10 protein-coding genes are annotated in these 12,814 nt (G+C 69.2%); 4 read left to right on the top strand and 6 right to left on the bottom strand.

The window, feature by feature from the left end; all coding sequences use genetic code 11:
• Positions 1-149 precede the first annotated feature (149 nt).
• The 3 genes from FB157_RS14045 to coaA all read left to right on the top strand — a co-directional run bounded on the left by FB157_RS14045 (position 150) and on the right by coaA (position 6,930).
• Entirely contained in the window at positions 150-5,099 is a 4,950-nt protein-coding gene (locus FB157_RS14045; protein WP_145879493.1) for an RICIN domain-containing protein, read from the top strand.
• A gap of 8 nt (positions 5,100-5,107) precedes the next feature.
• Positions 5,108-5,773: a hypothetical protein gene (locus FB157_RS14040; RefSeq protein ID WP_145879492.1), complete on the top strand. Its 666-nt coding sequence runs from the start codon at positions 5,108-5,110 to the stop codon at positions 5,771-5,773.
• A gap of 188 nt (positions 5,774-5,961) precedes the next feature.
• Entirely contained in the window at positions 5,962-6,930 is a 969-nt protein-coding gene (gene coaA / locus FB157_RS14035) for a type I pantothenate kinase (protein WP_186581519.1), read from the top strand.
• Between the two features lie 224 nt (positions 6,931-7,154).
• On the opposite strand, the gene glmM is transcribed toward coaA, so the two are convergent.
• The 3 genes from glmM to rplM form a co-directional block, all read right to left on the bottom strand.
• Positions 7,155-8,513: a phosphoglucosamine mutase gene (gene glmM / locus FB157_RS14030; protein ID WP_145879488.1), complete on the bottom strand. Its 1,359-nt coding sequence runs from the start codon at positions 8,511-8,513 to the stop codon at positions 7,155-7,157.
• Between the two features lie 179 nt (positions 8,514-8,692).
• Positions 8,693-9,205: a 30S ribosomal protein S9 gene (gene rpsI / locus FB157_RS14025; RefSeq protein ID WP_145879486.1), complete on the bottom strand. Its 513-nt coding sequence runs from the start codon at positions 9,203-9,205 to the stop codon at positions 8,693-8,695.
• Positions 9,206-9,247: 42 nt separating this feature from the next.
• On the bottom strand, positions 9,248-9,691 hold the full coding sequence (rplM, locus tag FB157_RS14020; RefSeq protein ID WP_145879484.1) for a 50S ribosomal protein L13: 444 nt from the start codon (positions 9,689-9,691) through the stop codon (positions 9,248-9,250).
• A 298-nt stretch (positions 9,692-9,989) separates the two neighbouring features.
• Here rplM and FB157_RS14015 point away from each other — a divergent pair, with 298 nt between their 5' ends.
• A complete protein-coding gene (locus FB157_RS14015; RefSeq protein ID WP_145879482.1) occupies positions 9,990-10,868 on the top strand; it encodes a hypothetical protein in 879 nt (292 codons plus the stop codon).
• 3 nt (positions 10,869-10,871) lie between these two features.
• Here FB157_RS14015 and truA read toward each other — a convergent pair whose 3' ends face one another.
• From truA to FB157_RS14000, 3 genes are all read right to left on the bottom strand, one after another.
• Positions 10,872-11,726 (bottom strand): tRNA pseudouridine(38-40) synthase TruA, encoded by an 855-nt coding sequence (truA, locus tag FB157_RS14010; protein WP_145879480.1) that lies wholly within the window; start codon positions 11,724-11,726, stop codon positions 10,872-10,874.
• A gap of 91 nt (positions 11,727-11,817) precedes the next feature.
• Positions 11,818-12,309 (bottom strand): 50S ribosomal protein L17, encoded by a 492-nt coding sequence (gene rplQ, locus FB157_RS14005; RefSeq protein ID WP_145879478.1) that lies wholly within the window; start codon positions 12,307-12,309, stop codon positions 11,818-11,820.
• A gap of 125 nt (positions 12,310-12,434) precedes the next feature.
• Positions 12,435-12,814, bottom strand: a 380-nt coding sequence (locus tag FB157_RS14000) for a DNA-directed RNA polymerase subunit alpha C-terminal domain-containing protein (protein ID WP_308435782.1), incomplete at its 5' end; no start/stop codon positions are given.

The raw sequence follows: 12,814 nt of genomic DNA, 5'->3' as shown, positions 1-12,814 counted from the left end.
TGCCGTCGCATCGGGCGCCCGCACACATCGACTCAGCCGCTGCCGTGTCCTCCTGAGTCCCCCTCAGGACCACGCGGCGCATCTGCGCTCCCTGCTCTTCGGCCGCCCTCACGGCCCACGCCCCCCTTGAACGAAGAAAGGGATGCTCCTTGCACCCCAGACCATGGTTCCGCCTGCCCAGGTCACGAAGACTCGGGAGAGCAGGAACACTCACCTCCGCCGTCACCTCGGCGGCAGCGCTGGCCGTCGTGGCCGGTCTCGCGGTCCAGCCCGGCTCGATCAAGCCGAACACCGAGCCGGTGGGCGACTCCGACCCCTGGTACCAGGACACGGCCGCCGAACAACTGCGGCAGGACCAGTGCCTGATGGCCGACGTCCTGCGACTGGGCGGCCCGTCGATGGCCGCGACCGCGCAGGACGGACTGAACCAGCCGGCGGACAAACTCCACGTCCTCGCCAACCGCAACCACTGGGAGCAGACGCCGCTGGCCGACGCCTACAAGAGCGACCGCGACGCCGCAGGCAAGCAGTTGGACGACCTCGCCGCCGCCCGGGACGGATGGCAGAAGCCCCTGTCGGGCCTGAACACCCCGGTCGGCTTCACGGACGCGGACTTCCACTGGCCGCCCGGATCGCCGGGCGACGGCAAACAGACCTTCTACGAGCAGACGGGTCTGTCCACCTGGGTCGCCGACCGGTTCTGGAAGAACGACGACGACTTCTACAAGGACTCCACCCCCAAGGCCGACGCCAAGACCGTCAAGGCCGTCGACGATCTCGGCAACCCGCTGTACGCGCAGAGCCCGGACCCGCAACGGCCCGACTGGAACCGGGCGCTCGACGAGCACAACGCCTTCGAGTGGATGCACGGCTTCAGCAACGCCAACATGGGCGCCGACGACGCCCGTGTCTTCCTGTCCTCGGGAGGCTTCCCGCGCACCGCCCCGCAGCCGGGCACGCCGGAGTACCGCATCGCGGTCGAGGACCTGAAGACCCGCTTCGCCTCGTGTGCGTGGCGTGACCCGCTCGACCCGGACCGGGTTCTCGACGACGTCACGGCGACCGCGGCCGGCGAGTGGCAGCAGGAGATCTCCTCGCAGGCCGCCCAGCGCAACCAGATCGTCAACGCGAACAAGGACGCCACCGACGCCCTGGCCAAGGGTGCGAAGGCCCTCTCCGACATGCTGGGGCAGTCCTGGGTCGCCGACCACATCACCCGCTGGCAGGACTACTGGTCCGCCGGTGGCATCGGTTACATCGGTGACGCTCCGCTGGTCATCCAGGTGCCGGGCGCTGCCGGCAAGTGCCTCGACGTCCAGGGCGCCGGCAAGACCAACGGCACCCCCGTCCAGGTCTATACCTGCAACGGCGGCAATGGCCAGAAGTGGCAGATGTGGGGCTCCTACGACGGCGGCTACACCCTGCGCAACATCAACTCGGGCAAGTGTCTGGAGGTGCTGAACGGCAACAGCGCCGACGGCACGAAGATCCAGATCCGGGACTGCGGCAACGCCAAGGCCCAGCAGTGGAAGTTCGACGTCCGCTCGGCGGGCGAACTGCGCAACGCGGCCACCGGCAAGTGCCTGCACCTGCCGACGTTCGACAACAGCAAAGACGCCGTGCTGTCGACCTGCAACGGCTCCGCCGCGCAGAAGTTCCGCCTCGTCCCCGAGGGGCACACCGGCGACGACAGCCCGAACTACCCGGACAAGGCCCAGTTCACCAAGGCCAAGTCCGGTCTCACGGCCGCCCAGAGCGCCGCGAAGAGCCAGCTGACCGTACTCAAGGCGCAGCTGGCGGCCGCGCAGAAGACGGCGACCACGTCGGACACCGCGCTCCAGGCCGCCTATGGCATCGCCGACGCGGCCGGTGCGCCGCGGGGTCGTGGTCTGCTGGTCGGTCTGCAGAAGGACCAGGTCACCAAGGGCGCGGCTGCCGCACTTCAGGCCCTGGAGAAGGCCGGTGAGACCGCCGAGGCCGCGACCCGTGCCGCGGCCGGGGACAGCGCGACGATCGCGCAGCGCGCCCTCGCCCAGGCCGCCCAGTCGAAGGCGGAGTTCCGCAAGAAGGCTGCCGAGGCGGCGGAGTTGCAGGCGAAGGCCGCCGCGGACGCCGCGAAGGTGCACCGGGACAACGCCAAGAAGGACAAGGAGACCGCGGAGGCCAAGCTCTCCGACGCGCTGAAGGCCGAGGGTGACGCCAAGGCGGCCGCCGCCGACGCGCACGCCAAGCGGCTCGCGGCGGAGGCCGAGGAGAAGACGGCCAAGGCGGAGAAGGAGAACGCCGCCGCCAGCCGGGCCGAGGCCGCCGAGCACCGCAGGAACGCCGAGTCCGAGGCGACGAAGGCGAAGGACGCCAAGGACAAGGCCGAGGCCGCCGAGAAGACCGCCGAGGGCAAGCGGGACGACGCCGTCGCGGCCAAGGACCACGCCAAGGCCATGCGCGACGACGCGTGGGACGCCGAGCAGAAGGCCGACGCCGCGCGCGCCAAGGCCGACGCCAAGGACGCCTACGCCGACTCCCTGGACTCCGGCGACGCCGCCGACGCCGCCCGCGCCGCCGCCAACGACGCCGACAAGCACGCCGACGACGCCGAAGCCGCTGCGACCCAGGCCCGCTCCGAGGCCGACGCCGCCACCCAGGCGGCGGCCGACGCCGACGCCGCGGCCACCCGCGCCGAGGCCGCCGCCAAGCGGGCCCGTTCCGACGCGGACGCCGCCCAGGCGGACAAGCTGAAGGCGGACGCGGCGGTGAAGACCGCGACCAGCGCGGTGGCGGATGCCATCAAGGCCTCCCAGGACGCCTCCGCCGAGGCCAAGACGGCGGTCAAGCTCGCCGACGAGGCCGAAGCGCACGCCAAGGACGCCAAGACCCAGGCGGACGCCGCGAACAAGGAAGCCGGCAACGCGCTGGCCGCCGCCGCGAAGGCCGCCGGCTACGCCCACGTCACCGCGCAGGCGGCCGTGGACGCCGGTGAAGCGGCCAAGCAGGTCGCCAACCCGGCCAACGACGCGATCCAGCTGGGCTCCGCGTATGTCGACACCGACTCGGCCGCCGGCCTCGTCGTCCTGACCGGACAGAACTCCAAGACGATCGCCGAACAGCAGCAGGCCGTCGCCGACGCCCACGCCAAGAACGCGGCGGCCGAGGCGGAAGCGGCCAAGAACCTCGCCGACCAGGCCAAGGGCGACGCCAAGGAGGCCTACCAGCACGCGGCCAACGCCGCCCAGTACGCCGCCGACGCCCGCACCTACTCCAAGGACGCCCTCGGCTACGCCGCCGACGCCGCCAAGGCCGCAGCGGCGGCCTCAGCGTCCCTGGCCCGCACCATCGACTACGACAAGCAGGCCGCCGACGACGCGGCAGCAGCCGACAAGGCGGCCGGCAACGCCGAGGGATACGCCAAGGACGCCCGCGACAGCGCCGACGCCGCCGAACTCGACGCCTCCGCCGCCCGCTCCGCCGCCGCCCAGGCCGAACAGGACGCCAAGGACGCCCGCTCCGCCGCCGACCGAGCCGACGCCGCGGCAACCGAGGCCGAACAAGCCGCCAAGGACGCCGCCAAGTACGCCAAGGAAGCCCAGGACGCCGCCGACAGGGCGGAAAGGGCGCAGGCCAACAAGGAGGCGGCCAAGGGGTCCGGTACGGGCATTCCCGGTGTGTTCGCCGTCCCGGACGAGTCCACCGTGGAGATCGTCAGCTCCAAGCAGATCGGCACGTGCCCCGGGATGCCGGAAGCAGCCATCAAGGGCTGCGACGCCGCGTACGATCTGGTCGTCACCTACAAGGCCGACTTCTACCTGTGCACGGATGAAAATGCGCAGGCCACCGCGGACGGCTGCCCGAAGTCGGCGTGGCAGTTCCTTCAGCGGGCGACGCTGAAGAACGTCAAGATCGAAAACTGGCAGCACCACTTCTCCGGCAAGGACATCGTCCGCGCCGGATGGCAGAGCCTCTTCGGCGACGTGGCCGGAACGATCCTGTTCTCCTTCTTCGCCGACGACATGATGGACTGCTTCCACGGCAGCGCCAGCGGCTGTGCCTGGGCCTACGCGACCTACGTCCCGGTAGAGAACGCACTCGGCGACATCACCAAGGCGATCAAGGCGCTCAACACCTCCTTGCGGTCCGGCGTCGGAGTCGCCGACGCGCTGAAGGCGCTGCGCGCGCTGCCCATCGACGCGGAGGCGATGGCAGAGATCGAGCGAACGGCCAGGCTCTCCGAGGAGATGCGGACCGCCTGCGAAACCAACAGTTTCCCGGGCACCACCGAGGTGCTCATGGCGGACGGCTCACAACGGCCCATCAGCCAGGTGGGCGTGGGGGACCTCGTCAGGGCCATGGATCCGGCCACCGGCCAGTTGCGGACCCGGCAGGTCACCGACACCTTCAAGCACGAAACCCAGCGGCTGGTGGACATCACCGTTGCCGACGGGGGGAAGCTGACCAGCACCGCCGGCCACAGGTTCTACGTGGTCCACCGCGGATGGACGCTGGTTTCCGACCTGCACGTCGGTGACCGCCTGCGCACCCCGGACGGTTCCGTCCACCCGGTGACCGCCCTCCTCGACCGCCCGGGCCTGTCTCCGCGTACGGTTTACGACTTCACGGTCGGCGATCTGCACACCTTCTTCGTGCTCGCGGGCGCCACCCCGATCCTTGTTCACAACTGCAAGGTCGCCTTGGGGTGGCAGAGAAATGGGGCGCTCGACGAGTGGGCTCGGCTTCCCGAGAACAAGTTCACCACCTTCTCCATCGCGCTCCCGCAGGATTTCGCTGCGCTGGCGAGGAAGGCCATCTCCGACCCGGGCGTGGAGCTGCACGTCAACATGACGGGACTGGAACGGTACGGAGACTTCATGGACGCTGCCAAGCGCGGCCTGCTGGGCGGTGAGGCCGGGGCAAAGGCCACGGACTACGAGATGTCCTTGATCGCGAGAGCCGTCGCCAATGGTCAACGCGCATGGGATTCGGTGAGGTTCTACTATCCGATGGCCGATGGCACCATGCAGTTCAAAAAGATAGACATGCCGGATCTGTCGAAGTTGGGGGAACTCAAGCCTGTAGACGGCGGCAAATTCCCCTACTGCCGCTGCTGAGGAATCCAATGAACATGAACACCCACCGGAAAGACCTGTACCCGGACGTGACCGCTTCGGGTGGCCTGGGACCAGCCATGCGAGAGGCAGCACGGCTGCGCGGATGCGACACCGGGCTGGCTCCGTGGGCGGTCGACGTCGTCAGCATCCAAACGGCGAGGGGTTTCCTGTTGGTCGATCCCGCGCCCGAGGAACGTCTTTTCCGGTTGAGTGTCGGCATTCCCGGGTTCGAGTGGGAGATCGGCTCCACGGAGGACCTCGGACTGCTTGTGGAAGCGATCGCCGCATGGCGGGAAGGCATACCGCTCGACGAGCTGGCGGAGAGGTTCGGGTTCTTGGAGCTCGACGAATTCGCCAGAGCGCTCGAAAGCGGAGAGCCGACCTCTTCGCAGTGGTCCGACCTCCTGTCGTCCGACTTCCACCGGCGGCAGTGGAACCTTCTGCGCCGCCTCCGTGCGGATGAGGTACTGCGGAACATGTTCCCGACGATCACGCACGGTGCCGTGCGTCTGCAGGTTGCTCCGTTGGACGGAACGAGCCGTCAGGTTCTGGTGCACGAGTCGGACGGGGAACGGTATGAGGTCATGCGCGTCGGGGTGCCCGGGGCCGACTGGGCCGAGGTTCCGGCCGGTGATCTGATCGCCTACCTGCGAGCTGCCTTGAACGAAGAGTGATCTCGACAGATCGATGAGGTCGAACCCCGCCAGGTGACCCCTGGCGGGGTTTCTTCATGCCTGAGCCGCCCCGCGAGCGTGCCCGCCCCTGCGGCGTGTCACGGGTCCGCTGCCCACGTGACGCACCCCACCCCGCACCCCCGTTCAAACTCCGTTAACAATGGACTGTGATCTCACCGGTCTCCTCGATGCCCCGGAGCGCCCACCGGCCCAAGCCGGAGGCGACTCCCTACGTCGACCTCACCCGTACCGAGTGGAGCGCGCTGCGCGACAAGACTCCGCTGCCGCTCACCGCCGAAGAGGTCGAGAAGGTCCGCGGCCTCGGCGACGTCATCGACCTCGACGAGGTGCGGGACATCTACCTCCCGCTCTCCCGCCTCCTCAACCTCTACGTCGGCGCCACGGACGGGCTCAGAAGCGCCCTGAACACGTTCCTGGGCGAGGGGGGCTCGCAGTCGGGCACGCCCTTCGTCATAGGGATCGCCGGATCCGTGGCGTGCGGCAAGTCGACCGTGGCCCGTCTGCTCCAGGCCCTCCTGTCCCGCTGGCCCGAGCACCCCCGCGTGGAGCGGGTCACGACCGACGGCTTCCTGCTGCCGACCCAGGAGCTCCAGGCCCGCGGACTGATGTCGCGCAAGGGATTCCCCGAGTCGTACGACCGCCGGGCGCTGACCCGGTTCGTCGCCGACATCAAGGCGGGCAAGGAGGAGGTCACCGCCCCCGTCTACTCCCACCTCATCTACGACATCGTCCCGGGCGAGAAGCTCGTCGTACGCCGGCCCGACATCCTGATCGTCGAGGGCCTGAACGTCCTGCAGCCCGCCCTGCCCGGCAAGGACGGCCGCACCCGGGTCGGCCTCGCCGACTACTTCGACTTCAGCGTGTACGTCGACGCGAACACCGACGACGTCGAGAGCTGGTACCTCAACCGCTTCAAGAAGCTGCGCCAGACGGCCTTCCAGGACCCGTCCTCGTACTTCCGCAAGTGGACCCAGGTCTCCGAGGAGGAGGCCCTCGACTACGCGCGCACCCAGTGGCGCACGATCAACAAGCCCAACCTGGTGGAGAACATCGCCCCCACCCGAGGCCGGGCCACGCTCGTCGTGCGCAAGGGCCCGGACCACAAGGTCCAGCGGCTGCGGCTGCGCAAGCTGTGACCCGAAGACACCGCCGGCCCGGAAGCGGTTCCGGGCCGGCGGGGGAAAAGCGGGAAGTGGCCAGGGGGTTTCGTTTGGATCAGGTCGGATCAGGCCGCGGCGTCCGGTGCGGTGCATCGCAAGACGGAGGAGCACCCGCGTACCGGGCGCACCCGGGTGGTCCGACGACGCGGCGAGGTGCCGTGCCGGGCGTCGCGGACCCGGGCTGATCCAAACGAAACCCCCTAGCCGAGGGCCGACTTCACGGCGTCGGCGAGCCGCCCGGCGACCGACCGGGCCTGCTCGATGTCCGCCGCCTCGACCATCACGCGGACCAGCGGCTCCGTGCCCGAGGGACGCAGCAGCACGCGCCCGGTGGAGCCCAGCTCCCGCTCCGCCTCGGCGACGGCGGCGGCCAGGTCGGCGGACGTCTTCACGCGGGACTTGTCCACGTCCGGCACGTTGATGAGGACCTGCGGCAGCCGCTCCATGACGGCGGCCAGCTCGCGCAGCGTACGACCGGTCTGCGCCACCCGCGCCGCGAGCAGCAGCCCGGTCAGCGTGCCGTCACCGGTGGTCGCGTGGTCGAGGATGATCACGTGCCCGGACTGCTCGCCGCCCAGGGCGTACCCGTGCTCCTTCATCTCCTCCAGCACGTACCGGTCGCCCACGGCGGTCTGCACCAGGTGGATGCCGGCCCGCTCCATCGCCAGCTTGAAGCCCAGGTTGGACATCACGGTCGCGACCACGGTGTCGGAACGCAGCTCGGAGCGCTCCTGCAGCGCCAGCGCGAGGACGGCCAGGATCTGGTCGCCGTCCACCTCCTCGCCGGTGTGGTCCACGGCCAGGCAGCGGTCGGCGTCACCGTCGTGCGCTACACCGAAGTCCGCGCCGTGCTCGCGCACCGCGGCCTTCAGCTTGTCCAGGTGGGTGGAGCCGCAGCCGTCGTTGATGTTGAGCCCGTCCGGCTCGGTACCGATCGTGATGACCTGGGCACCGGCCCGTGAGAACACCTCCGGCGAGACCCCCGCGGCCGCGCCGTGCGCCTCGTCCAGGACGATCTTCAGGCCGTCGAGACGGTTCGGCAGCGCCGCCAGCAGATGGCCGACGTACTGCTCGAAGCCCTCGTCGTACGACCGCACGCGGCCGACCCCGGCACCGGTGGGCCGCTCCCAGGGCTCGCCGTGCCGGTGCGACTCGTACACGGCCTCGATCTTGTCCTCGAGCTCGTCGGCGAGTTTGTGGCCGCCGCGGGCGAAGAACTTGATGCCGTTGTCCGGCATGGCGTTGTGGCTGGCGGAGAGCATCACGCCGAGGTCCGCGCCGAGCGCGCCGGTCAGGAACGCCACCGCCGGCGTCGGCAGGACGCCCACGGTCAGCACGTCCACGCCGGCGCTGGCCAGGCCCGCGACCACGGCGGCCTGCAGGAACTCCCCGGACGCACGCGGGTCCCGCCCGACCACCGCCGTCGGCCGGTGGCCCTCGAAGGTGCCCGCCTCGGCCAGCACGTGCGCCGCCGCCACGGACAGGCCGAGCGCCATCTCGGCCGTCAGGTCCGCGTTGGCGACACCACGCACGCCGTCCGTACCGAAGAGTCGTCCCACGTGTCCTCCAAGGGAAGCTTCATTGCTGCCGGGAATGATGGCAGACGGCTGAACATCCGATCACACCGGCCTTTGAGCGTCTTGTGTCGTTATACGCCCTTGGCCGGGATAAACGAACGCCCCGACGGCACATGTGGCGTGCCGCCGGGGCGTTCGGAGTACGAGCAGGCAGCTGCTGGTTAGCGCTTGCTGTACTGCGGGGCCTTACGGGCCTTCTTCAGACCGGCCTTCTTGCGCTCGACCGCACGGTCGTCGCGGCGGAGGAAGCCGGCCTTCTTGAGCGGGCCGCGGTTGTTGTCGACGTCGGCCTCGTTCAGCGCACGGGCGACACCGAGACGGAGCGCACCGGCCTGACCGGAGACACCGCCACCCGCGATGCGGGCGATGACGTCGTAGCGACCCTCGAGCTCGAGCACCTTGAAGGGCTCGTTGACTTCCTGCTGGTGCACCTTGTTGGGGAAGTAGTCCTCAAGGGTGCGACCGTTGATCTTCCACTTGCCGGTGCCCGGGACGATCCGGACGCGGGCGATGGCGTTCTTGCGGCGGCCCAGGCCGGCGGCCGGCTGGGGCTCACCGAAACGGGAGGCCAGGGACTCCGAGGTGTACTCGCCCTCGACGGGGACCTCGGACTCGGTGGTGTAGCTCTCGATGTCGATCTCTTCGATCGGCTGCTCGGCAGTGGTCTCGGCCACGATTCTCCTCAGATTCTCTTCAGTCTTAGGGGGTGGCCGGACTTACTGCGCGACCTGGGTGATCTCGAACGGCACCGGCTGCTGCGCAGCGTGCGGGTGCACGTCACCCTTGTAGACCTTCAGCTTCGAGAGCATCTGACGGCCCAGCGTGTTCTTGGGGAGCATGCCCTTGACGGCCTTCTCGATGGCCTTCTCGGGGTTCTTGTCGAGCAGCTCGTCGTAACGGACGGAGCGCAGACCACCCGGGTAGCCGGAGTGGCGGTACGCCATCTTCTGGGTCCGCTTGTTGCCGGACAGGTGCACCTTGTCGGCGTTGATGATGATGACGAAGTCACCAGCGTCGACGTGCGGCGCGTAGATCGGCTTGTGCTTGCCCCGGAGAAGGGTGGCGGCAGTGGTGGCGAGACGACCCAGGACAACGTCCTGAGCGTCGATGACGTGCCACTGGCGCGTCACATCGCCGGGCTTGGGGCTGTACGTACGCACGGTTCGTAGCCTTCGCTTCGAGTGAATGGTCCTGAACAGGTCACCGAAACGATCACGACAGCCTCGACCGCACCACGGTGACGCAAACCGCGTGCTGATCGCTGGTCATCGGCCCGGTGGACCGGTGTAAGGGCCCGTCCCGTGAGAATGAGCAAGCCAATACACAACGAAGAGGCAGAATACCTGGGCGCCCCCGGCAGGGTCAAAACGAGGCTCTTCCCCCTCATGTCGACGGACAAACAAGGCATGCCGACCGGGGCACCCCAGCACCCCTCGCCCCCCGTCTAAGATGCGCCCCATGAGTTACGGGCAGGGGGGACCCCAGTCTCAGTGGGATCCCTGGAAACCTAATTCCCAGCAGCCGTGGAGCAGCGGGAGCGACGACGGCACTCCGGACTGGGCCGCGCTGGCCGAGGCCTCGGAGACCCGGAACAAGCGTCGCAGGCTGCTGTTCATCGGCGGCGGCGCGCTCGCCACGATCGGGATCGGCACCGCCGTCGCGATGGCCGTCGTGTCCGCGAACGGCGACAACAAGGCCTCGGGCAACCCCACCAGCCTGCCCGCCAGCGCCTCCTTGCCCAGCGGCACGGCCACGGCGCCGTCCTTCGAACCGACCAGCGCCCCGCCGCCGCTGGACCCGAGGGACTTCATATCCAGCGCCAAGAAGGACACCGCGCCGCTGAGCCCCGAGACGCTGTTCCCGGGCACCCAGCTGACCATGGGCAGCACGGTGTACAAGAAGGGCGCCACCGCGGACACGAAGAACTGTGCCTCCGCCGCCGACGCGACCCTGCCCAAGATCCTCACCGCGAACGGCTGCACCCGCGTGATCCGGGCCACCTACACCAAGGACGGCATCGCGGTCACCGTCGGCGTCGCCGTCTTCGACACCGCGGCCCAGACGGCGAAGGCCAAGTCCCAGACCGATGACAAGAGCATCGTGCGCTCACTGTCCGGCAAGGGCGTCAAGTCCTTCTGCGACGGCGCGATCTGCTTCTCGACCCGCAACGCCGTCGGCCGCTACGGCTACTTCACGATCACCGGCTTCACGAACGGCAAGAACGTCACCAAGAAGGACACCAAGGCCTTCGCGGTCAGCGACGACCTGCAGGAGTTCACCTTCCGCCAGATCTGGCGCCGCGGCGAGGCCCAGGCCTCGGCCGCAGCGAACCGGTAGGTCTCAGCAGCACCCCGCCGACGGGAGCGAGCGCTTGTTCCGGGCCTCCTTGTTCCGGGCGGCCAGCAGCTCGTCGGCGGGGTAACCGACCTCCTCCAGGGTCAGCCCGTGCGGTCGTACGACGTGCACGGCCGAGTCGCGCACACCCGCGGCCAGTACCTTCCCGGGCCACTCGGGGCCCCGGTGGCCGTCGCCGACGAACAGCAGCGCGCCGATCAGCGAGCGCACCATGTTGTGGCAGAACGCGTCGGCCCGCACCGTCGCGGTGACGATGCCGTCCGCACCCCGCTCCAGGCTCAGCTCCTGGAGCGTACGGATCGTGGTCGCGCCCTCCCGCTTCTTGCAGTACGCGGCGAAGTCGTGCTCGCCGAGCAGCGCCCGCGCGGCCTCGTTCATGGCGTCGACGTCGAGCGGCCAGTCGTGCCACAGGACGTGGTTGCGCAGCAGCGGGTCGACGCCCCCGGGGTTGTCCGTCACCCGGTACGCATAGCGCCGCCAGACGGCCGAGAAACGGGCGTTGAAGCCACTGGGCGCCTCCCTGAGGGCCCACACCCGCACATCCTTGGAAAGGCGCCCGGCAAGCCGCTTGAGCAGCTTCTCGTGGTGCTCGCGCCACACCCCCTCGGGCAGGTCCACGTGCGCCACCTGGCCCCGCGCGTGCACCCCTGCGTCGGTGCGCCCCGCGACGGTCAGCTCGTACGTCTCCCGCGACCGCGTCACGGTGCGCAGCGCGTCCTCGATCTCGCCCTGCACGGTCCGCCGGCCACCGGCCTGCTTGGCCCACCCGGAGAAATCGGTGCCGTCGTAGGACAGGTCGAGGCGGACACGGACGTACCCGGGCTGTACTTCGTCACTCACTCGGGAATCCTCTCAGGACAGGTCCTTTTCAAAAAACGCGGAAGCGGGCCCGCCCCGAAGGGCGGACCCGCTTCCAGCGTCAGGCAGAGCCTCAGGCGTCCTTGGACTCCTCGGCCGGAGCCTCGGTCTCCTCGACCTGGGTCTCCTGGGCCTTGGTCTCCTCGGCCTCCTTGACCGCACGCTTGGTGGCGGCCTCGGCCTCGCCGGTCGCCTGCTGGGCAACCGTCAGCGCCTCGACCAGCTCGATGACAGCCATGGGCGCGTTGTCGCCACGACGGTTACCGATCTTGGTGATGCGGGTGTAGCCACCGGGGCGGTTCTCGTAGCGCGGGCCGATCTCGGTGAAGAGCGTGTGGACGACGCTCTTGTCCGTGATGACCTGGAGCACCTGACGGCGGTTGTGAAGGTCGCCCTTCTTCGCCTTGGTGACCAGACGCTCGGCGTACGGGCGCAGGCGGCGGGCCTTCGCCTCGGTGGTGGTGATGCGGCCGTGCTCGAAGAGGCTCTTCGCCAGGTTCGCGAGGAGCAGCTTCTCGTGCGCGGCGCTGCCGCCCAGACGGGCACCCTTGGTGGGCTTCGGCATTGTTCTTCTCCTGTGTGTCTGCCCCGGCCGTACCAGGTACCGAGGTCAGTATCTGAGCAGACGGTTGTCTGTCAGAGATCCGGGGCCCTTCCGGGCCCCGGAGGTGGAACACGCTCAGTACCGGATCAGTACTGCTCGGTCTCCACGAAACCCGCGTCCGCGTCGTCGTCGGCGCCGAAGGCGTCGGCAGCGGCCGTGGGGTCGAATCCGGGCGGGCTGTCCTTGAGGGCCAGGCCCATGCCGGCCAGCTTCGCCTTGACCTCGTCGATGGACTTCGCACCGAAGTTGCGGATGTCCAGCAGGTCGGCCTCGGAGCGGGCGACGAGTTCACCCACGGAGTGGATGCCCTCACGCTTGAGGCAGTTGTACGAGCGAACCGTGAGCTCGAGCTCCTCGATCGGGAGCGCGAGGTCGGCGGCCAGGGCGGCGTCCGTCGGGGACGGGCCCATGTCGATGCCCTCGGCGTCGATGTTCAGCTCGCGGGCGAGACCGAACAGCTCGACCA

It is taken from the genome of Streptomyces sp. BK340, assembly GCF_007827595.1.
Lineage (GTDB): Bacteria > Actinomycetota > Actinomycetes > Streptomycetales > Streptomycetaceae > Streptomyces.
This window is presented reverse-complemented; position numbering and strand designations above follow the sequence as displayed.